Source organism: Bradyrhizobium sp. PMVTL-01 (assembly GCF_051861855.1).
GTDB lineage: Bacteria > Pseudomonadota > Alphaproteobacteria > Rhizobiales > Xanthobacteraceae > Bradyrhizobium.
The window spans coordinates 5,769,973-5,789,644 of record NZ_CP193982.1; the positions used below are offsets into that span (position 1 = coordinate 5,769,973).

The 19,672-nt window shown below is 65.8% G+C and carries 20 protein-coding genes and 1 pseudogene; 13 read left to right on the forward strand and 8 right to left on the reverse strand.

Translation table 11 applies throughout. The features are described from left to right. Window positions 1–149 precede the first annotated feature (149 nt). The 6 genes from ACRQ5Q_RS28070 (at window position 150) to ACRQ5Q_RS28095 (ending at window position 5,761) form a co-directional block, all read left to right on the forward strand. Window positions 150–1,247 (forward strand): LacI family DNA-binding transcriptional regulator, encoded by a 1,098-nt coding sequence (locus ACRQ5Q_RS28070; RefSeq protein ID WP_439374466.1) that lies wholly within the window; start codon window positions 150–152, stop codon window positions 1,245–1,247. A gap of 3 nt (window positions 1,248–1,250) precedes the next feature. Next, entirely contained in the window at window positions 1,251–1,619 is a 369-nt protein-coding gene (locus ACRQ5Q_RS28075; RefSeq protein ID WP_439393159.1) for a tautomerase family protein, read from the forward strand. Window positions 1,620–1,631: 12 nt separating this feature from the next. Further along, window positions 1,632–2,774, forward strand: coding sequence for an acyl-CoA dehydrogenase family protein (locus tag ACRQ5Q_RS28080; RefSeq protein ID WP_439374464.1), 1,143 nt, complete (start codon window positions 1,632–1,634; stop codon window positions 2,772–2,774). Between the two features lie 4 nt (window positions 2,775–2,778). Next, entirely contained in the window at window positions 2,779–4,362 is a 1,584-nt protein-coding gene (locus ACRQ5Q_RS28085) for an acyl CoA:acetate/3-ketoacid CoA transferase (protein WP_439393160.1), read from the forward strand. A gap of 9 nt (window positions 4,363–4,371) precedes the next feature. Further along, window positions 4,372–4,854, forward strand: coding sequence for a MaoC family dehydratase (locus tag ACRQ5Q_RS28090; RefSeq protein ID WP_439374462.1), 483 nt, complete (start codon window positions 4,372–4,374; stop codon window positions 4,852–4,854). Window positions 4,855–4,924: 70 nt separating this feature from the next. Beyond that, entirely contained in the window at window positions 4,925–5,761 is an 837-nt protein-coding gene (locus tag ACRQ5Q_RS28095; protein ID WP_439393162.1) for an ABC transporter substrate-binding protein, read from the forward strand. Between the two features lie 259 nt (window positions 5,762–6,020). Here the strand turns inward: ACRQ5Q_RS28095 and ACRQ5Q_RS28100 are convergent. The 6 genes and pseudogenes from ACRQ5Q_RS28100 to ACRQ5Q_RS28125 form a co-directional block, all read right to left on the reverse strand. Next, window positions 6,021–6,180: pseudogene (locus tag ACRQ5Q_RS28100) on the reverse strand (aldehyde dehydrogenase family protein); the annotation flags it as partial. 99 nt (window positions 6,181–6,279) lie between these two features. Further along, a complete protein-coding gene (gene hydA, locus ACRQ5Q_RS28105; RefSeq protein WP_439374460.1) occupies window positions 6,280–7,689 on the reverse strand; it encodes a dihydropyrimidinase in 1,410 nt (469 codons plus the stop codon). Between the two features lie 11 nt (window positions 7,690–7,700). After that, complete coding sequence (locus tag ACRQ5Q_RS28110; RefSeq protein WP_439393164.1) at window positions 7,701–8,432, reverse strand: maleate cis-trans isomerase family protein; 732 nt, start codon at window positions 8,430–8,432, stop codon at window positions 7,701–7,703. Between the two features lie 9 nt (window positions 8,433–8,441). Next, complete coding sequence (locus tag ACRQ5Q_RS28115) at window positions 8,442–9,218, reverse strand: ABC transporter ATP-binding protein (protein WP_439393166.1); 777 nt, start codon at window positions 9,216–9,218, stop codon at window positions 8,442–8,444. Then, on the reverse strand, window positions 9,218–10,069 hold the full coding sequence (locus ACRQ5Q_RS28120) for an ABC transporter permease (protein WP_439393168.1): 852 nt from the start codon (window positions 10,067–10,069) through the stop codon (window positions 9,218–9,220). The genes ACRQ5Q_RS28115 and ACRQ5Q_RS28120 overlap by 1 nt, the downstream gene beginning before the upstream one ends. Next, window positions 10,053–11,057, reverse strand: coding sequence for an ABC transporter substrate-binding protein (locus ACRQ5Q_RS28125; protein ID WP_439393169.1), 1,005 nt, complete (start codon window positions 11,055–11,057; stop codon window positions 10,053–10,055). The genes ACRQ5Q_RS28120 and ACRQ5Q_RS28125 overlap by 17 nt, the downstream gene beginning before the upstream one ends. A gap of 128 nt (window positions 11,058–11,185) precedes the next feature. Here ACRQ5Q_RS28125 and ACRQ5Q_RS28130 point away from each other — a divergent pair, with 128 nt between their 5' ends. Beyond that, a complete protein-coding gene (locus ACRQ5Q_RS28130) occupies window positions 11,186–11,965 on the forward strand; it encodes a GntR family transcriptional regulator (protein ID WP_439399890.1) in 780 nt (259 codons plus the stop codon). Between the two features lie 2 nt (window positions 11,966–11,967). Beyond that, window positions 11,968–12,717: an aspartate/glutamate racemase family protein gene (locus ACRQ5Q_RS28135; protein ID WP_439375546.1), complete on the forward strand. Its 750-nt coding sequence runs from the start codon at window positions 11,968–11,970 to the stop codon at window positions 12,715–12,717. Here the strand turns inward: ACRQ5Q_RS28135 and ACRQ5Q_RS28140 are convergent. After that, the gene (locus tag ACRQ5Q_RS28140; RefSeq protein WP_439393171.1) at window positions 12,714–14,105 is read right to left on the reverse strand and encodes an amidase; all 1,392 of its coding nucleotides are present in this window, start codon (window positions 14,103–14,105) and stop codon (window positions 12,714–12,716) included. The genes ACRQ5Q_RS28135 and ACRQ5Q_RS28140 overlap by 4 nt on opposite strands. Before the next feature lie 88 nt (window positions 14,106–14,193). On the opposite strand from ACRQ5Q_RS28140, the gene ACRQ5Q_RS28145 reads away from it, so the two are divergent. The 5 genes from ACRQ5Q_RS28145 (at window position 14,194) to ACRQ5Q_RS28165 (ending at window position 19,086) form a co-directional block, all read left to right on the forward strand. Then, window positions 14,194–15,288 (forward strand): ABC transporter ATP-binding protein, encoded by a 1,095-nt coding sequence (locus tag ACRQ5Q_RS28145; RefSeq protein WP_439393173.1) that lies wholly within the window; start codon window positions 14,194–14,196, stop codon window positions 15,286–15,288. A 30-nt stretch (window positions 15,289–15,318) separates the two neighbouring features. After that, window positions 15,319–16,365, forward strand: coding sequence for an ABC transporter substrate-binding protein (locus tag ACRQ5Q_RS28150; protein ID WP_439393174.1), 1,047 nt, complete (start codon window positions 15,319–15,321; stop codon window positions 16,363–16,365). A 3-nt stretch (window positions 16,366–16,368) separates the two neighbouring features. Continuing rightward, on the forward strand, window positions 16,369–17,232 hold the full coding sequence (locus ACRQ5Q_RS28155) for an ABC transporter permease (RefSeq protein ID WP_439374452.1): 864 nt from the start codon (window positions 16,369–16,371) through the stop codon (window positions 17,230–17,232). Next, a complete protein-coding gene (locus ACRQ5Q_RS28160) occupies window positions 17,232–18,047 on the forward strand; it encodes an ABC transporter permease (RefSeq protein WP_439374451.1) in 816 nt (271 codons plus the stop codon). Before ACRQ5Q_RS28155 ends, ACRQ5Q_RS28160 begins: the two co-directional genes overlap by 1 nt. Window positions 18,048–18,137: 90 nt before the next feature. Continuing rightward, a protein-coding gene (locus tag ACRQ5Q_RS28165) for an IS630 family transposase (protein WP_439368321.1) occupies window positions 18,138–19,086 on the forward strand; the annotation gives its coding sequence in 2 pieces (ribosomal slippage) (window positions 18,138–18,473 and window positions 18,475–19,086; 948 coding nt in all). 250 nt (window positions 19,087–19,336) lie between these two features. On the opposite strand, the gene ACRQ5Q_RS28170 is transcribed toward ACRQ5Q_RS28165, so the two are convergent. Continuing rightward, a complete protein-coding gene (locus tag ACRQ5Q_RS28170) occupies window positions 19,337–19,672 on the reverse strand; it encodes a hydroxyisourate hydrolase (RefSeq protein WP_439374450.1) in 336 nt (111 codons plus the stop codon).

Sequence of the window (19,672 nt, forward strand, 5' to 3'; positions counted from 1 at the left end):
GATGCGGCCTTCGGAATATCCGCACAGCGTGTGCAATCGTTTCCATCGCTGGCTCTGCATTGGGCAACACCATCCATTTTTTGAGCTTGATCCGCGTGGAATTCGCCCATAGCGTTTCTGCAATCGTTTCCAGTGTATCGGCAGGTTTGATGAGCGTCACGCTCAAAGATGTGGCACAGGCGGCCCGTGTTTCAGTCAGCACCGCTTCCCGGGCGCTGACGGGAACCGGCCCGACCAGCGAGCGCACGCAGCAGCGCCTTGCGCGCATCGCGCGCGAGCTCGGCTATCGGCCGAACCCGATCGCGCGCGGCCTCAAGACCGGACAGTCGCGGCTGGTGGCGCTGCTCGTCCACAATCTCACCAACGCCTCGTTCCAGGTGATGGCCGAAGTGGTGCAGGCGCGCCTGAAGGCGCTGGGTTATCAGATGCTTCTGTGCATCGGCGGCGACGATCCGCAGCAGGAGAGCGACACACTCACCACGCTGGTCGATCACCGCATCGACGGACTGATCGTGGTGCCGACCGGCAAGAACGGCGCGCAGCTCAAGGCGCTCGCCAAGGACGTACCCATCGTCTGCCTGGTGCGACGCGACGACGCGACCGATCTCGAGACCGTGCTCGCCGACGATCCGCAAGGCGCTTATCTGGGCACGCGTCACCTGATCGAGCTCGGGCACAAGCGCATCGGGCTGATCGTCGGCCGCCAGGACACCACGTCCGGCCGCGAACGCTTGTCCGGCTATGTCCGCGCGCTGCGCGAGGCGGGGATCGCCAGGGACGACACATTGATCCACGCCGGCCATTTCGAGCCCGAGACCGGCGCGACCTGCGCGCGCAAGCTGCTCGACCTCCCCCGGCCACCGAGCGCGATCTTCGTCGCCAATCACGAGGCAACGCTGGGCGTGCTGCGCGTGACGGCGGAGCGGAACATCGCGATTCCCGATGATCTCTCGCTGCTCTGCTACGAGGACATGCCGTGGTTCGAATGGCATCGCCCGGCGATCAGCATCGTCGACAACGGCGCACGCGATCTTGCCGATCTCGCCGTCGACCGGCTGCTGCATCGCATGGACGCCAGGGGAAATAGCAAGGGCAATGGCGCTGACGGCGTGCGCGAATATCGCGTCGGCGCCAAGCTGATCAAGCGCGACTCCTGCCGCCAGTTCGACGCGCTGCCGCCTGCGAAATCCGGCAAGTCCAAATCGTCTTCATCCAAATCGTCTGCGGCCAAGTCCGCGAAGGTCTGATCGATGCCCTATGTCGAAGTGCTCGCCCCGCAAGCTTCATCCCAGCGCAAGGCCGCGCTGGCGCGGTCCGTGACCGACGGCCTGATGTCGGCGTTCGGCGTGACCGCTGATACGGTCACGCTCTATTTCCTGAACATTGCGGCCGATGACTACGCCCACGCCGGCACGTTCGGCGCTCCGGCTACCGGCCAGCGCATCCTGCTCAAGGTCCACGCCTTCCGCCGCCGCGAGGCCGAGCGCCGCGCCGCCGCCATCGCACTGACCCGCGCCGTATGCAGCGCCTATGGCGTGCCGGGCGACGACGTCGCGGTCTACTTCTGCGATCGCGACCGCAGCGAAGTGTCCCACGATTCCAAGCTCGCCAGCGACTGACGGGAGCACACCATGGATCGCTTCTATAGCCAAGACCAGAAAGCCCTGCGCGAGACTTCCCGCCGCTTCGCGGAAGCAGAGATCCTGCCGCGCGCCGCCGCGATCGATCGCGAGGACCGTTTCGACCGCATCCTTTACAAGGGCATGGCCGATCTCGGCCTGTTCGGCATCTGCCTGCGCGAAGGCGCGGGTGGCGCCGGGCTCGATGCGGTCGCAGCCTGCATCGCGATGGAGGAGCTGGCGCGCTGCTCAGGCGCGGTTGCCAATGCCTTCGCGATCCCCGTCGAAGCGGTGCTGTTCTTCGACCATCACGGCACCGAGGCACACAAGGCGCTGATCCCAAAAATCCTGAGCGGCGACATCATTCCCGCCACCGCCGTCTCCGAGCCCGATCACGGCTCCGATGTTGCCAGCATCCGCACCAACGCGGTGCGCGAAGGCAATGGCTGGCGGCTCAACGGCACCAAGGCCTGGGTGACGCTCGGCGGCGTGGCCGACCGCATCATGGTGTTCGCGCGCACCGGCGCAGACGCGGGCCATCGCGCCATCTCCTGCCTGCTCGTCGACGGCGCCCTGCCCGGCATCGCCCGCGGGAAGAACGAGGAGCTGCTCGGCATGCACGGCCTCGACGACTGCCAGATCACCTTCTCCGACGTGCGCCTGCCCGCCGACAGCGTGATGGGGCCGGAGAACCAGGCTTTCAAGATGGCCATGAGCAACTTCAACTTCAGCCGGCTGATGATGGCCTCGATGGCACTCGGCATGGCGCAGGCCGCGTTCGAGGACGCGACCGCCTATGCCAGGGACCGCAAGCAGTTCGGCCAGGCCATCATCGGCTACCAGGCGGTGCAGTTCATGCTCGCGGACATGTCGACCGACATCGCCGCTGCGCGCCTCTTGATCCATCACGCCGCGCGCCTGCACGATGCCGGCGAGCCGATCGCGAAGGAGGCGGCGCAGGCCAAGCTGTTCACCACCGACATGGCGATGAAGCACGTCTCCAACGCGCTGCAGATCCACGGCGGCAACGGCTATTCGCGCGAATACCGCATCGAGCGGATTTTCCGCGACGTTCGCCTTGCCCAGATCTACGAGGGCACCAACCAGATCCAGCGGCTGATCATCGCCCGCCAGGTCGAGAGGGAGGCGGCGTGAGGGCATGCTGAGCATCATCACGGCGAAAGAGGCCGCAGGCCTGATCCGCGACGCGGACACGCTGATCGTCGGCGGCAATGGCGGCACCGGCGCTGCCGAAGCCATCCTCGACGCACTGGAGCAGCGCTTCCTCGGCGGCCAGGGCCCGCACGATCTGACGCTGATCAACATCACCGGCGTCGGCGCCGTGACCGAGAAGGGCCTCTGCCATCTCGCCCATGAAGGCCTGATCGCGCGCGTGATCGGCGGCAATTTCGGCCTGCAGGTGCCGTTCATGCGGCTCGTCCGCGACGAGCTCATCGACGCCTATAACTTCCCGCAAGGCGTGATGAGCCAGCTCTGCCGCGCGATGGCGGCAAAGCATCCCGGCGTGCTCACCCATGTCGGCCTCAACACCTACATGGACCCGCGCCAGGACGGCGGCCGCATGAACAAGCGCACCACCGCGCCGCTGGTGGAGCTGCTCGAATTGCACGGCCAGTCCTGGCTGCTCTACCGCGTCCCCGCTCCGCCCGATGCCGCCATCATTCGGGGCACCTCCGCTGATGAAGACGGCTATATCAGCATGGAGCACGAGGGCACGACGCGCGAGGATCTCTCGATCGCGCAGGCCGTGCACAATGCCGGCGGCACCGTGATCTGCCAGGTCAAGCGCATCGTCAAGCGCGGCTCGATCCATCCGCAGATGGTGAAGATCCCGGGCTTCCTGATCGACCATGTCGTGCTCGAGCCCGAGCAGATGCAGACCTACGGCACCGCCTACGATCCCGCGCGCTCCGGCGAGACGCGGGTGCCGGTGGCGATGATCACGCCTGATCCGCTGACCGAGCGCCGGGTGATCGCCCGCCGCGCCGCGTTCGAATTGCGCCCGCGCGACGTCGTCAATCTCGGCGTCGGCATCTCCGCGATGATCCCCAATGTCGCGGCCGAGGAAGGCATCTCCGACCTGATCACGCTGACCGTGGAATCCGGCGTGGTCGGCGGCGTGCCCGGCCACGCCCGCGAGTTCGGCACCGCGATCAACCCGCGTGTCATTCTCGACCAGGCCTATCAGTTCGACTTCTACGACGGCGGCGGCCTCTCCTGCGCCTTCCTCTCCTTCGCGCAGGTGGATGAAGCCGGCAACGTCAACGTCACCCGCTTCGGCGAGCGCCGCGATGGCTCCGGCGGGTTCATCGACATCACCCAGAACGCCAAGCGGCTGATCTTCAGCGGCACCATGACCGGCGGCAAGTTCGACATCGGCGTCGAGAATGGCCGTCTCGCGATCCGGCGCGACGGTGCCTTCCGCAAATTCGTGCCTGAGGTCGGCCAGATCAGCTTCAGCGCCTCGCTCGCCGCGCAACGCGGCCAGCACGTCAGCTACGTCACCGAGCGCGCAGTGTTCGAGCTGGAGAACGGCCACGTGACCCTGACCGAGATCGCGCCGGGCGTGCGGCTGGAGGAGGACATCCTCGCCCATACGGGCTTTCGACCACGCATCAGCCCGCAACTGAAGGACATGGACCCGCGCATCTTCCGCTCCGGGCCGATGGGCATCGCGCAAAGCTTCAAGGCGCTGCCGGCGCGGCCGCGCAAGGTCGCCTGAGGGATCAGCATGGACACGAGCGCCCCGATCAATCTCCGTTACGAGGACATCGCGCTCGGTGCCGAGTTCGAGACTGCCGCGCACACCGTGACCGAGGCCGACATTGCGGCCTTCGCCGACGTCACCCGCGATCACCACCCGCTCCACGTCGACGGCGCCTATGCGCGCTCGCGCGGCTTTCCCGCCGTGATCGGCCACGGCCTGTTCGGCCTGTCGCTGATGGAGGGGCTGAAGTCGGAATTGAAGCTGTACGAGGAGACCTCTGTCGCCTCGCTCGGCTGGGAGGACGTCAAGTTCAAAGGACCCATCGTCGCCGGAGACAGCTTGCGCGTCCGCTTCCGCTTCGTCGAGAAGCGTCCGACCAGGAATCCCGGACGCGGCATCGTCGTGGAGACGCTCGACCTGCTCAACCAGCGCGACGAGATCGTGACGGCCGCCCGCCACATCTCGCTGATCCTGACCCGGAAAGCCGACGCTGCGGCGGCCACGTGACGAGACAATGAAGAAGACGCGTACCGGAGAACGGCTCCTCTGCCACCCACGACTTGATCGGAGTATTCAGATGCGATTTCCAAAAACCTTCTCGGCCCTCGCCCTGCTGGTCGGCCTGACGCAGGCCGCTGGTGCCCAGACCTGCACGCCGAAGGTTCCGGCCTCGAGCCTGATCGAGGCGCCGAAATGGCAGATGTCGATCAACCCGACGCTGCCGCCGCAGCAATTCGTCGACGACAAGGGCGAGTTGCAGGGCCTCAATGTCGAGCTCGCCCGCGAGATCGCCAAGCGCATCTGCGTCGAGGCGGTGTTTTTGCGCATGGACTTTCCGCCGATGATTCCGGCGCTGCGCTCGGGACGGTTCGACGCCATCAACACCGGCCTGTTCTGGACCGAGGAGCGCTCGAAGATGCTCTACCTCGTGCCTTATGCGCAGCAGGCGATCAGCATCTACACCGATCCCTCCTCCAGCCTGAAGCTCGAAAAGTTCGAGGATCTCGCCGGCCGCGTGGTGGGCGTGGAATCGGCGACCTACACGGAGCGCAAGGCACGTGAGTTCAGCACCGCGATGGAGGCCAAGGGCCTCAAGCCGATCGAGCTGCGCACCTTCACCACCGTCACCGCCACCTCCGCGGCGCTGCGCGCCGGCCAGCTCGAGGCCGCGCTCAACATCAACGAGACCGCCAACTCGCTGGAGCAGAAGGGCATCGCAAAGATCTGGGTCCGCGACATCGCCGGCACCGACATCACCTTCGCTTTCCGCGACAAGCTGCTCGCCCAAGCCGTCGCCGATGCTCTCACCGCGATCCGGGCCGACGGCACCTATGACAAGTTGTTCGACAAGTTCGGCATGACCAAGCTGAAGGCCACGACGTTCGCCATTCGCGGGGATGGACCGACGAACTGAGCAGGCTCCACCGGCGCTCCGATCTCGTCATTGCGAGCGCAGCGAAGCCATCCAGCATCTTTCCGCGGCGGACAGTCGGGATTGCTTCGCTACGCTCGCAATGACGCAGTGTGGGCAACGGCACGGACACAAGTGTCGGACGCTGGGTTATAGCACAAGCGTAACCCACCTCTTGCTGTCGGCGCGAAGAGAAATGGTGGGTTGCGCCCGGCGCACGCGCTTCGCGCATCCACCAGGCTAACCCACTAGGCTGCTTGTCTTACGCGCTCGCCTGGGTCACGAACTTCGTGTTCAGGTACCCTTCGATTGCCTCCAGGCCGCCTTCCGAGCCGTAGCCGGAATCCTTGATGCCCCCCGAACGGCACTTCCGGCAGCGCGAGGCCGTGGTGGTTGATCGAGACCATGCCGCTTCCGACGTCGGCCAAGCCTTGAACGAGTCCGGCCAAGGCCCGCAAGTCTCCGAACCATCGCAGGTCCCGCAAGGCCGCGTCACAAGAATGTTGCTGCGATCTGACCGATCACACCAGGCTCGACTTGCCGCGGCTCAGCACCTCGCCCGCGCCCTTGTCGCCGACGATCCTGCCCTGTTCGTACACGACGCGGCCTCGCGCGATCGTGGTGACGGGCCAGCCGGTGACGTCAAAACCTTCCCACGGCGTATAGTCCGCCCCATGGTGCAGATCGGCCTGTTGAATCTTCTTCTTCAGCTTCGGGTCCCACAGCGCAATGTCCGCATCGAAGCCGACACCGATCGAGCCCTTGCGCGGATAGAGGCCGTAGATACGGGCGTGGTTGGTCGCGGTCAGCTCGACGAATTTTTGCAAGGTGATGCGGCCCTTCGAAACACCTTCGGAGAACAGGATCGGCAGCCGGGTCTCGACGCCGGGAATGCCGTTCGGCACCCAGCGGAACGAGGTACGGGCGTTCGGCGTCAGCTTGCCCTTGGGATCGTCGTAGCGAAACGGGCAGTGGTCGGACGAGAAGGTCTGGAACACGCCTGAGGTGATGCCCTCCCAGATCGCCTGCTGGCTCTCGACATCGCGCGGCGGCGGCGAGCAGACATATTTTGCGCCGGTGATGTCCATGTTGAGGCCCTTCATGTCGTCGGCCGTCAGCGTGATGTATTGCGGACAGGTCTCCGCATGAACAGGCAGGCCGCGCTGCTGGGCCCAGCGCACCTGCTCCATCGCCTCGCGACCCGAGACATGCACGATCATGATGGGAACGCCGATCACCTCGGCATGGCTGATGGCGCGATGCGTCGCCTCGCGCTCCACCGCCTGCGGCCGCGACACCCCGTGATAATAAGGCGCGATGTGGCCTTCGCGTTCCAGCTTGCTGGTGAGGAAGCGGATGGCGTCGTAGCCCTCGCAATGGACCATCACCAGCGCCTCCTCGCGGCGCGCGACCTCGAACACCTCGAGCAGTTGCTTGTCGCTGAGCACGAGGTCGTCATAGGTCATGAACACCTTGAACGAGGTGTAGCCGTCCTTGACCAGCGCCGGCAGCTCCTGCCCGAGCACGACCGCGGTCGGGTCGGAGATGATGAGGTGGAAGGCCGTATCGATATAGCATTCGCCTTCGGCGAGCTTGCGATAGTTCTCGACGCAGGTCCGCAGCGACGTGCCCTTCTCCTGCAGCGCGAAGGGCAGCACCATGGTGTTGCCGCCGGCCGCCGCCGCGCGCGTCGCCGAGGCGAAGTCGTCGGCCATGACCACGTCGGGACCGGAGGGTTGCGAGATGTGGACATGGCTGTCGATGCCGCCCGGCAGCGCCAGCAGCCCCGTCGCGTCGATCTCGCGCGCCGCGCCCTCGATGCGCTCGGCGATGCTGACGATGCGGCCGTCGCGAATGCCGATATCGGCGCGAAACTCGTCGCTGGCCGTCACGATGGTGCCGCCGCGAATGGCGAGATCGAGCTGGGTCACTGATGTCTCCGTCACTTGATGACCGCTGATGTCTGAAAGATCCGGCCCCACTGCGCAAGGGCCGAGATGTCGCCGCCAGCGAGTTCGAGTGTCCGCCACAGCGTGACCGCGACCGAATCGAGCACGGCGATGTCAAGCTCCCGCTCCAGCGGGGCCGCCAAGGCGGCGCCATCGAGATTGGTGCAGAGGATCACGATCGCATCCGCCCCCTCCGCGGCCACGGCGCGGATCATGTCCGCAATCGTCGAGGGCTCGACCTCGGCAAAGGAGAAATTGTCGCGCAGGCCAAGATGCCGCTCGGCATGCGGGGCGATCCCCTCAGCGGCCCAGACGTCGCCGATCCGCCGCTGCACGTCGTCGGTGTAGGGCGAGACGAGGCCGACACGTTTGGCGCCGACAGCGCGGGCAGCATCGATGCAGGCAAGCGTCGATGTCGTCGCGGGCACACCCGTGCGTTCCGTGATCGCCTCGCACAGGCTCCGGTCGCGACTGACGCCGAGCCAGCTTGCGGAGGTGCCGTTCCAGGCGATCGCGTCGACCTTGGCATCGGCCAGCAGATCCGCGGCGGGAAGCATCACGGAGGCGTCGAACTGGCTCAGCGCGGCGGCATCGAGTGCGATCTCGGTGACGCGGAAGCGCGAGAAATGCGAGGTGACGCCGGAGACGCCCGCCAGCATGGTGCTGGTGACGGGCTCGAGCACCGAGTTGGAGGACGGCGTGATCATGCCGAGACGCTTGCGCATGGCGATACCTTACGACGCCTGCGCAAGCCGCGTCGACTCCTCGCGGATCAGAGCCATGATGTGGCGCTTGGCGTCGTTAAATTCCGGGCTGGTGATGTCGCGCGGCCGCGGCAGGTCGAAATTGACGGCCTCGCGGATCCGGCCGGGGCGCCTCGTCATCACCACGATCCTGTTGCCGAGCACCAGCGCCTCGTCGACGCTATGGGTGACGAACACGATGGTGGAGCGGCGCTTCTGCCAGATCGCGACCAGTTCCTCCTGCATTTCGAGCTTGGTCTGGGCGTCCAGCGCCGCGAACGGCTCGTCCATCAGGATGACGCTGGGGTTCATCAGCAGCGCACGGGCGATGCCGACGCGCTGGTTCATGCCGCCGGACATCTCGGAGGGATGATGGTGCTCGAAGCCACGCAGGCCCACGAGATCGATGAACTCCATGGCGCGATGTTGCCGCTCCGCCTTGGCGATGCCCTTGAGCTTGAGGTGGAAGGCGATGTTGTCGATCGCCGTCAGCCACGGCATCAGGGTCGGCTGCTGGAACACCACGCCGCGGTCGGAGCCCGGCCGCTCCACCTGCTTGCCGTCGACCAGCGTGCGGCCGCTCGTCGCCTGCTCGAAGCCGGCGATGATGTTCAGGAGGGTCGACTTGCCGCAGCCGGACGGGCCGAGCAGGCAGACGAAGTCGTTGGCCTCGATGTCGAGATTGATGTTGTCCAAGGTCAGCAGGTCGCGGCCGCGCCGCTTGTCGGAAAACACCTTGACGATGTTGCGAAGCTCGATTGCCGCCATCAGCCCGCCCTGCCCTGCACGGTGGTCGTCCGCTGCCAGCGCAGCGTGCGCGCCATGATCGCTTTCAGGCCGAGGTCGGAGAGATAGCCGAGCAGCCCGATGGAGATCATCGCCGCGAGCACGATGTCGTAGCGCAGGAAGTAATAGGAATCCCACAAGACGTAGCCGAGGCCGCTCTTCACCGCGACCATCTCGGCGGTGACCGTCAGCATCCAGGCCGAGCCGACCGCGATGCGCAAACCGGCAAAGATCGAGGGCAGCGCCGCCGGCAGCACGATGTCGGTCAGCATCTGCCGGCCGTTGGCGCCCATCATCGCGCCGGCGCGCACGAGATTGTGGTCCACGGTCTTGACGCCGTGGATGCTGTTCATCAGGACGGGGAAGAAGGCGCCGAGGAAGACCAGGAAGATCGCCGGCTTGTCGGCGATGCCGAACCAGATGATCGCGAGCGGAATCCAGGACACCGGCGGGATCGGGCGCAACATCTGCAGCGTCGGCTCCAGCGTCTTCTCGAACAGGCGCGACCAGCCGATCGCGACGCCGGCGAGGATGCCGAACAAACTTGCCAGCGCAAAGCCGCCGAACACGCGCAAGGCGCTGGCGAGCGCATCGCGCAGCCAGTGGCCGGAATAGGTTTGCGTGGTCTCGTCGAAGCCGAACACCCAGTCGCCGAGCGCATGCAGCACCGCGCTCGGCGCCGGCAGCAGCGCCGGCGGCAGCATGCCGCTGCGGGCAAAGGCTTCCCAGCCCGCGATCAGCAGCGCAGGCACGACGAGGCGTTCGAGCCCCTGGAACGCCCGCGTCAGCCGAAACGCCGGCCTTGCGGGCGAGACGTCAGTAACCGAGGTCATTCTTGGCCTTTCCGGTGGCCTGCTCCAGGAACGAATAGTCCATGTTCTTCTCCGCTTCCGCGGAGACGTCCTTCGAGATGTATTTGAGGTCGCGCATCATCGCGGCGATCGCCAGCGTCCGGGAGCGATGGATCGCGGGATCGGGCGAGGCATTCTTCAGCGCTTCCGTCGCCACATTCTTGTCGAGGCCGGTGAGCTTGTTGATGACGTCGATCCATGGCGCCTTGTCGGCGATCAGCCTGTTGTCGAGCTCGACCACTGCGCTGACGACACCCTGGACGCCGGCGCGCTGGCTCGCGATCACGTCGGAACGGGTGACGATGAGGTTGGTGAGATTTCCGGCAGCCTGCTCATACGGCAGCACGAAATGCTTGCCCGCACCGGCGAGCCGGATCTGCGAGGCGAACGGCTCGACCGAGCAGATCATGTCGACCTCGCCGCGCTGGAGCGCTGCGAGATGATCGGACGGATTGGGGATGTTGATGAACTGGACGTCCTTGTTGGGATCGACACCCTGCTTGAGGAACGCGCCGCGCATGTGGATGTCCTGCGCATTGCCGCGGGACGCCGCGACCTTGAGCGGCTGACCGTCGCTCTTGGCCTTCGCAACGGTGGTCTTGAACGTGGCCCAGTCGTCAGGGGGAAGATTCAGCTTCGCCGAGGAGAGACATTCCGAGCCACCGTTGATCTGGCCAGAGACGGCGACGACGTCGAAACCTTTGTCGAGCGCGGTGATGTAGTGCAGATAGGTCACCTGCGCGACGTCGATGCTCTTCGATACCAGGGCCGTGAGCACGTCATTGCCCGAGTTGAAGCCGGTGGCCTCGACCTCGACGCCCTTGGCCATGCTCGGGATCAGCGACATCGGCAGGCAGTGCGCACATTTGGCGTAGCCGAGCTTGATCTTCGCGGTCTGCGCAGAGGCGAGATCGCTTCCGCCGAACATCGCCGCCATCACCACGAGGCCCAGTCGCAAACCCGTCCGCATCGCTCACTCCGTTTCGAAGGCGCGGGATCTCGCCGCGTCGCCGGATCATCCGCCGCCCTCGGCCGCAGCGCAATCGGGTTTTTGCATGCTGCATACAATTTACGCGCTATGCCATTGTTTTCAGCGATATACGTCGATATTTTGGGCAAGCAAAAGAGCCGAAAACGCCTAGGATCAACGTGAGAAATGAGGCACGCGTGCAGCCAAAACCGGAAGCGACGAAGGGACGAAGGTCGCCCAAACTCAAGCGGATGGGTCTGCATGAGCGCGCCGCCGCGCGGATGCGGACGATGATCATTCGCGGCGAGCTGCCGCCCGGCTCGCAGACCCAGGAGACAAAATTGTCGAAGGAGCTCGGCGTATCGCGCACCCCGTTGCGCGAGGCGATGAAGGTGCTGGCGGCGGAAGGGCTGATCGAGCTCCGCCCAAACCGCAGCCCGCGCATTGCCGATATCGCGGTCGACGGCATCGCGGAATTGTTCGAGGCCCTCGCCGGCATCGAGCGGCTCGCCGCCGAGCTCGCCGCGGTGCGCGCTACCGAGCGGGACCTCGCCCGCCTCCGCACGCTGCAGACTCGCATGGAGGGTCATCACCGCAACGGCAAGCTCGACGACTATTTCGCCATCAACGGCGAGATCCACAACGCCATCGTCCGCATGGCCCGCAACACGCCGCTGCGCGAGGCGCACGAGACGCTGATCTCCCGCGCCGAGCGCGCGCGTTATCTCGCGCTCGGTGCCGACAGGCGCTGGAGCAACTCGGTCGACGAGCACGCCGATATCCTGGCGGCATTGGAAGCACGCGACGGCGAAGCGGCCGGCCGCCTGCTCGGCGCCCACGTTGGGCGCACCGGCACGGCGCTGCTCGAAGTGCTCGCGACATCGCAGCCGAAGCAGACGGCGGCGTGACCATGAAGCTGCTGCTGCTCAACCCGAACACCAGCATCGAGGTCACGCAGCTGATGCTGGATGTTGGGCAGCGCGCGGCCGCATCAGGAACCGAGCTGATCCCCTGCACCGCGACCCGCGGCGTGCCCTATATCGCAACGCGCACCGAGGCGCAGATCGGCGGCGCGATCGCGCTTGAGATGCTGGCCGAGCAGCACATGAAGGTGGATGCCGCCATCATAGGGGCCTTCGGCGATCCCGGCCTGTTCGCCGCGCGCGAGACCTTCGACATTCCCGTGATCGGCATGGCGGAAGCGGCGATGCTGACGGCGTGCATGGCCGGACGCCGCTTTGCCATCGTCACCTTCGCCCAGGCGCTCGGCCCCTGGTACGAAGAATGCGTCCGCGCCCACGGGCTGTGGGAGCGCTGCGCCGGCATCCGCATGCTCGATACGCCCTTTCAGGCGATCTCCGAGGTCGGCACCGAGAAGGAAGACGTGCTGGTCGAGCTCGCCCGGCGCGCCATCGTCGAGGACGAGGCCGATGTGCTGATCTTTGCGGGCGCTCCGCTCTCGGGCCTTGCCGAGCGCGTCGCGGACCGCATCCCCGTCCCCGTGGTCGATCAGGTCGTTGCCGCGGTGAAGCAGGCCGAAGCGCTTGTCGCGCTGCGCCTGCGCAAGGCAACGGCAGGCACGTTCCGCCGCCCCGCCGCCAAGCCGACCATCGGTCTTGCCGGCGCGCTTGCCGCCCGGCTCGAGCATCGCGACAGCTAGGGGAGCTTCGGCGGCCGATGCGAAAAATCCAGTTCGTTCTGGAGGATACGGCCGAGGGCAAACAAACGGGATTCGCGGCCCGGTGGCGCGATGATCTGGATGCCGAAGGGCAGCTCATTCTCCCCTCCGGGTACTGGCAAAGTCAGCACCGGGAAACCGACCAGCGACACGATGAAAGTGACCGCGAGATAATCGATCGGCGTGTCCAGCGCCGCGCCATCGATCGCAGTGACGTCGGCGACCTCGTTCGGCCAGGGAAACACGGATGCGGCCGGCGCGACCAGGAAATCGGCGCCGGTGAACAGCGCGCGAAAGCTGCGGAAGATCGCAGTGCGACGCCGTTCGGCGTTGAGATAGTCCTGCGCGGACAGGTTGGCGCCGGCCTCGATGTTCCAGATCACCGTCGGCGTGAGCTCTGCACGCCGAGTCCTCAGCAGCTCGCCATAGCTGTTCGCGATGTGTGCGGCGCGCAAGGTGCGGAAGGTTTCGATCGCCCCGCCGCAATCGGGCGAGGACGGCACCACATCGGCAACACGCGCGAGCGCCTCCCATGCCGCAGCGAAGCGCGCACGGACCTCGCGTGCAACCGTCGCAACGCCGAAATCGGGCGTGAAGGCAATCCGGGGACGATCGACGATGGGTCGATCATCACTGGCGCCGCCGAGCGAAATGGGATCATCCGCATCGCTCCCGGCGCAGACGGCCAGAGCAAGCTCGAGATCGTCGACGCCACGCGCGAGGAAACCGTGCGTCGCGAGCATGTCCCAGCCGAGCGGCCGTCGCGGCGACGGGATGCGGCCGGGCGTCGGCCGGATCGAGGCGACGTCGCAGAAGCTGGCGGGCGTGCGCACCGAGCCGCCGAAATCGGTGCCGTGGGCCAGCGGCACCATCCCCGCCGCGACCGCGACGGCGGAGCCGCCGGACGATCCGCCGGAGGTCAGCGCGGGATCGAACGGATTGCGCGTCGGCCCGCGCAATCTGTTGGTGCAGACCGCGCCAAAGCCAAACTCCGGCGTGTTGGTCTTGCCGAGAATGATCGCGCCGGCGCGCCGCAGCCGCGCCACGACGAGATCGTCCTCGGCCGGGACGTGATCACGGAACAGCACCGAGCCGTAGGTCGTCGTAAGCCCCGCGGTGTCGGTGAGGTCCTTGATGGCGATCGGCACGCCATGCAGCGGGCCGATGGGCGCAGGCGCCGAATCGCAGATCTGCGCGGCCCGGCGGGCGCCGTCCGCATCGACCGTCACGAAGGCCGCCAATCGGGCGTCGAGGCTCGCAATCCGCGCAAGATGCGCGTCGACGGCCTCACGGGAGGACACTTTGCCGCTTGCAACGCCGCGCGCAAGCCCCGTGGCGGTGAGCTCGCATATCGATCGATCCGATGTCATCGGGCCACCATGCCAAAACGCCGGCCGAAAAGCGACCGGCACGGGCACGAGACTTGCTTTCTCCTCTGGGGCAACGGGAGGCAACACCATGGTTGATGCGCCAAGCGGCCGATCGCTCGTCGTCGACGCGGTCACCCACCGCTATCCGAGCGGCGCGCTTGCGGTCGAGAACATCAATCTCGACATCAAGGGCGGCGAGATCATCGCCCTGCTCGGCCCGTCCGGCTGCGGCAAGACGACTCTCTTGCGCATCATCGCCGGCTTCATCGCGCAGACGCAGGGGCGGATCATCATCGGCGACGACATCGTCGATACGCTGCCGCCGTACAGGCGCGCGGTCGGCATCGTGTTCCAGAACTACGCGCTGTTTCCACATCTCAGCATCAGCGAGAACGTCGCCTACGGCCTCGCCGCCCGCGGCATCGACAAGGCGATGCGCCAGCGCGAGGCGCAGCGCCTGCTGGAGCTCGTGCAGCTCCCGACCATGGCCGAGCGGCTGCCGCGGCAGCTCTCCGGCGGCCAGCAACAGCGCGTTGCGCTCGCCCGCGCGCTCGCGATCAAGCCGTCGATCCTGCTGCTCGACGAGCCCTTCGCCGCGCTCGACAAGAATTTGCGGCTGGACATGCAGATCGAGGTCAAGCGGCTGCAGCGCGTCTCCGGCATCACCACGCTGATCGTGACGCACGACCAGGAAGAAGCCCTCTCGATGGCCGATCGCGTCGCCGTGCTGAGCCATGGCAAGCTCGAGCAGTTCGGCTCGCCGTCCGACGTCTACGATCGGCCGCAGACGCTGTTCGTCAACACCTTCGTCGGCTCCACCAACCGCATGCCCGGTGTCGTGGTCTCGGCGGATCGTACGGCGGCGAAGGTGCGGCTCGATGCCGGCGCGGAGATCATCGCAAGGCCGGCGGGCGGTACGCTCAGCGAAGGCGGCCGCGTCACGGTCTGCATCCGCCCCGAGCATCTGCAATTCGTCGGCGACGAGACCGGCTTTGCCGGCGTCGTCGGCATGTCGCTGCCGCTGGGCGCAACCGTCGTGCACGAGGTCACCACCGCCGACGGCTCCGGCGTCAAGGTTGCGCAGGCGCGCATCGGCGAGACGCGTGCGCTGGAGAACGGCGCCGCGGTGCGCCTTGCTCCGCTTGGCCCGTCGCTCGCCAACGCCTTTCCCGCAACGCTTTAGATCCAATTCTTGTCCAGAGGGGAGTTCGACATGATCATGAACCGCAGAAGCCTGCTGACCACGGCGCTCACACTCGGGGCCATGAAGGCATTTCCAGGCCTGAGCTTTGCCCAGGCCCGCCCGCTGGTGTTTGCCACCTTCACCGGAAGCTGGGAGGAAGCGCACAAGGCCGTGCTGGTGCCGGCGTTCCGCAAAGCCAACGCGGACGCCGCGATGGTGCTCGATCCCATGCTCTCGGTCGACCAGATCGCGAAGGTCAATGCCGCCAAGGCCAATCCGCCGATCGACGTCATGCTGCACGATCCCGGCCCCGCCCTCGTCGCCATCGGCCAGGACCTGGTCGAGCCCTATCCGGTCGAGAAGAGCACGTACTACAAGGATCTGATCACTGAAGCGCAGGAGCCGATGGGTCCTGCCCCGTTCTTCCAGGTCGTCGGCCTCACCTACAATCCGGAAGCCGTCAAGACGCCGCCGACCTCCTGGGCCGATCTCTGGAAACCGGAGTTCAAGGGCCGCGTCGGCATCACCAATCTCAACTCGACGCTCGGCACCGGCTGGCTGGTCGAGATCGCCAAGATGCGCGGCGGCTCCGAGGCCAATGTCGATCCCGGCTTCAAGGCGCTGGAGGAGCTGAAGCCCAATCTCGCCGCCGTCGCCGCCAATCCCGGCGCGCTCGCGACCCTGTTCCAGCAGGGCCAGATCGACATCTCGCCGGGCAATTTCAACGCCATCCAGATCCTGAAAGCGCGCGGCGTGCCGGTCGAGTTCGTGGCACCGAAGGAAGGCGCCATCGCGTTCAAGACCACGATCCACATCGTCAAGAACTCGCCGAACCGCGAGCTCGCCTTCAAGCTGATCGAAGCGGCGCTGACGCCGGAGGTGCAGACCACCCTGATGAACCCGCCCTATCTGATCGTGCCGACCAATTCCAAGGTGACGATGGGCGGCGAGATCGCGCGCGTGCTGGCCAAGGACACCGCCGAGCTGAAGCAGAAATTCGTGTTCCAGGACTGGAAGAAGATCAACGAGCAGCGCTCGGCCTGGATCGAGCGCTTCAACCGCGAGATCAAGATCTAAGCTATGGGCGCAGCACCGGCATCACGGGACGTCACGTCCTACGGAATGGGATTGGCAGCGCCGCTGGCGCTGTTCTTCCTGGTCTTCTTCGTCGCGCCCCTGCTGCAACTGTTCTGGCTCTCGCTGCACAACGACACGGCCGGGCTCCATTGGGGGCTCGGCCAGTACCTGCACTTCCTCACCGATCCGTTCAGCCTGGGCGTGCTCGGCTCGACCCTGCTGCTGGGCGCCGAGGTGACCGCCGTCTGCCTCGTGCTCGGCTTTCCCATCGCCTGGCTGTACCAGCGGGTCGGGCCGAAGCTCCAGACCATCATCATCCTGATCGTGCTGCTGCCGCTTTTGACCAGCGTCGTGGTCCGCACCTTCGCCTGGATCGTCATCCTCGGACGCCAGGGCATCATCAATGCCACACTGCAATCCCTCGGCATCATCGATACGCCGCTGAAACTGCTCTACACCCAGTTCGGCGTCGTGATCGCGCTGGCGCAGGTGCAGATGCCCTTGATGACGCTGCCGCTGATCACCGCGCTCGGCCGCATCGATCCCAACCTCGACGATGCCTCCTGCTCGCTTGGCGCCGGAAGCTGGCGTACCTTCTTCCGGATCGTGCTGCCGCTGTCGCTGCCCGGCGTCATCGCCGGCTGCACCCTGACCTATGCCGCGGCGATCACTGCCTTCATCACCCAGTCGCTGATCGGCGGCGGGCAGATGCTGTTCATGCCGATGTATCTCTACCAGCAGGCCTCGACGCTGCAGAACTGGCCGTTCGCGGCCGCGATCTCGATCATCTTCCTGCTCGCCGTGCTCGCGGTCGTCTCGGTCTTCACCACGCTCGGCCGCCTGTCGCGCGGCTATGGAGGCGCATGATGAGCGGCCGCAGGCGCACCCTGGAAGCCCTGAGCTTCGAGCTCGTGATGACCATCATCGCGGTGCTTGCTCTGGCCATCATCATCGCGCCCTCGCTCGTGGTGCTCATTGTCTCCTTCACCAGCGGCTTCTCGCTGCGCTTCCCGCCGCCCGGCTATTCGCTGCGCTGGTACGCCGAGCTGTGGAATGCGTGGCAGCTGCACTTTGCCGCCAAGAACAGCCTGATCGTGGCGCTGTGGGCGACCGGCCTATCCGTCGCCCTCGGCGTCGCCGCCGCGCTCGCGATCTCCAGGTCGCAGGCCTTGTCGGCGCGGCTGCTCGATTCCCTCTTCATGTCGCCGCTGGTGCTGCCCGCGCTCGCCTTCGGCCTCGCCGCCCTGATGCTGTTCTCGCTGGTCGGCCTGCCGGTGTCGCCGCTGACGCTGGTGATCGGCCACACCGTGGTCTGCGTGCCCTATGTCGTGCGCAACACGGTCGCAGCGCTCGCCCAGCTCGAGCCGACCCTGCTCGAAAGCTCGGCGGTGCTGGGCGCGAGCCGCCTCTACACGTTCCGCCGCATCGTGCTGCCGCTGATCCGGCCCGGGATCATCGCGGGCGCCTTCATCGCCTTCATGTCCTCCTTCGACAACGTGCCGGTCTCGCTGTTCCTGCGCGATGCCGCGACCGACATGCTGCCGATCCGAATGTGGCAGGATCTCGAAGGCAAGCTGGATGTCACCATCGCGGCGCTGTCGGGCGTACTGATCATTGCCACCGTCGCGCTGGTCGCGGTCATGGAGCGCGTCACCGGCCTGTCGCGACGGCTGACCAACTAGAGCGGTTCACGGATTTATTGAATCGGAGGGGATTCCGGGTCTGGGACGAATATGATTCAAGATGCTGGCTGGGCTGGAGGCCAGCATCCGATGGTCCGACCAATTTCCAACGATTTGCGTAAGCGTGCGGTATCCGCTGTTGCCAAAGGTGAGAGCTGCCGATCTGTGGCGGAACGGTTTGGCGTTGCTGTCTCGTCAGTTGTGAAGTGGTCACAGCGTTATCGAACGACCGGCTCGGTAGCGCCTGGCAAGATGGGTGGTCACCGCAAGCCTGTGCTTGATCCGCACCGCGCCTTCATCGTCGAGCGGATCACTCAGACGCCGCACCTGACGCTGCATGGTCTGAAGGCGGAACTGGCAGCCCGTGGGGTCAAGGTCTCACACAATGCGGTCTGGCTGTTCCTGCGCCGGGAAGGGCTGCGGTTCAAAAAAAACACTGTTCGCCCTCGAACAGGCTCGCGCCGACGTCTCTCGTAGGCGCTTGCGTTGGCGAGCCTGGCAGGCCGGGCTCGATCCGGGCCGGCTCGTCTTCATCGATGAGACCTGGATCAAGACCAACATGGCCCCTTTGCGAGGCTGGGGACCCAAAGGGGCGCGCCTGCGCGGCTTCGCTCCGCACGGTCACTGGCGTACCCTCACATTCCTCGGCGCGCTCCGCCATGACCAACTCACGGCACCCTGCGTCTTCGATGGCCCGATCAACGGTGAATGCTTCCGTGGTTACGTAAAGCACATTCTCCTGCCAACCCTGCGTGAAGGCGACATCGTCATTCTCGACAATCTCGGAAGCCATAAGTCGAAAGCCGTCAGGCAAATGATCAAGGCTGCTGGCGCCAGACTCTGGTACCTGCCGCCATACTCGCCCGACCTCAACCCAATCGAACAGGCCTTCTCCAAGATCAAACACTGGATGCGGCAAGCTCAGAAGCGCTCAATCGAGGAGACTTGGCGCCATATCGGTCACCTCGTCCAAGACATCCAGCCTCGCGAATGCGCCAACTACTTCGCCAGCGCCGGTTATGCTTCAATCAAAATGTGAAACGCTCTAAGGCGAGAGGATGAGCCTCGCCCAGCTCCGCAATGAAGGTGCGTTCCCTCCCCCTTGTGGGGGAGGGTTAGGGAGAGGGGTGGCTCAGCAAAAGGTGCCGATTGGTGCATCGCGTGTGGGTGAGCAACCAAAAGAGTCCCCGTGTGGCACCCCCCTGCCTGCCCTTCCTCCACAAGGGGGGGAGGGAACGGAGAGACACCGCCCAGCAGCCAAACTCCGTTCGACTTGAGACCATCACGCTTCAGGCGCCGCGGAACAGCGAATAGCCCCAGCGCGTGAATTTCAGCGGCAGATGAAAATGCTCGTCAACGTTCTTGATGCGGAAGCGGAACGGCGTCACGGTCAGGAAGCCGTCGCGCTCGCCAAAGAACTCCCCGAGATGAAACAGCACCTCATACTCGCCTGCCGTCACGCCCGCGCCTTGCGCGACGGAATGATCGAGCACGCCATTGGCGCCGAGCCGCCCGTCGGCGATACGCTGGGAATCCGGATCGATCCGCCAGATCTCGACGCGAAGGCCCTGCGCGGGCCGTCCGCTCGCCACATCGACCGCGTGAATGGAAATGCCGCCTGCCAC

Bases quoted from the DNA above. Each gene is read 5' to 3' on its own strand.
- ACRQ5Q_RS28070 (WP_439374466.1), top strand. From the start codon at position 150: ATGAGCGTCACGCTCAAAGATGTGGCACAGGCGGCCCGTGTTTCAGTC.
- ACRQ5Q_RS28075 (WP_439393159.1), top strand. From the start codon at position 1,251: ATGCCCTATGTCGAAGTGCTCGCCCCGCAAGCTTCATCCCAGCGCAAG.
- ACRQ5Q_RS28080 (WP_439374464.1), top strand. From the start codon at position 1,632: ATGGATCGCTTCTATAGCCAAGACCAGAAAGCCCTGCGCGAGACTTCC.
- ACRQ5Q_RS28085 (WP_439393160.1), top strand. From the start codon at position 2,779: ATGCTGAGCATCATCACGGCGAAAGAGGCCGCAGGCCTGATCCGCGAC.
- ACRQ5Q_RS28090 (WP_439374462.1), top strand. From the start codon at position 4,372: ATGGACACGAGCGCCCCGATCAATCTCCGTTACGAGGACATCGCGCTC.
- ACRQ5Q_RS28095 (WP_439393162.1), top strand. From the start codon at position 4,925: ATGCGATTTCCAAAAACCTTCTCGGCCCTCGCCCTGCTGGTCGGCCTG.
- ACRQ5Q_RS28110 (WP_439393164.1), bottom strand. From the start codon at position 8,432: ATGCGCAAGCGTCTCGGCATGATCACGCCGTCCTCCAACTCGGTGCTC.
- ACRQ5Q_RS28115 (WP_439393166.1), bottom strand. From the start codon at position 9,218: ATGGCGGCAATCGAGCTTCGCAACATCGTCAAGGTGTTTTCCGACAAG.
- ACRQ5Q_RS28120 (WP_439393168.1), bottom strand. From the start codon at position 10,069: ATGACCTCGGTTACTGACGTCTCGCCCGCAAGGCCGGCGTTTCGGCTG.
- ACRQ5Q_RS28125 (WP_439393169.1), bottom strand. From the start codon at position 11,057: ATGCGGACGGGTTTGCGACTGGGCCTCGTGGTGATGGCGGCGATGTTC.
- ACRQ5Q_RS28135 (WP_439375546.1), top strand. From the start codon at position 11,968: ATGAAGCTGCTGCTGCTCAACCCGAACACCAGCATCGAGGTCACGCAG.
- ACRQ5Q_RS28140 (WP_439393171.1), bottom strand. From the start codon at position 14,105: ATGACATCGGATCGATCGATATGCGAGCTCACCGCCACGGGGCTTGCG.
- ACRQ5Q_RS28145 (WP_439393173.1), top strand. From the start codon at position 14,194: ATGGTTGATGCGCCAAGCGGCCGATCGCTCGTCGTCGACGCGGTCACC.
- ACRQ5Q_RS28150 (WP_439393174.1), top strand. From the start codon at position 15,319: ATGATCATGAACCGCAGAAGCCTGCTGACCACGGCGCTCACACTCGGG.
- ACRQ5Q_RS28155 (WP_439374452.1), top strand. From the start codon at position 16,369: ATGGGCGCAGCACCGGCATCACGGGACGTCACGTCCTACGGAATGGGA.
- ACRQ5Q_RS28160 (WP_439374451.1), top strand. From the start codon at position 17,232: ATGAGCGGCCGCAGGCGCACCCTGGAAGCCCTGAGCTTCGAGCTCGTG.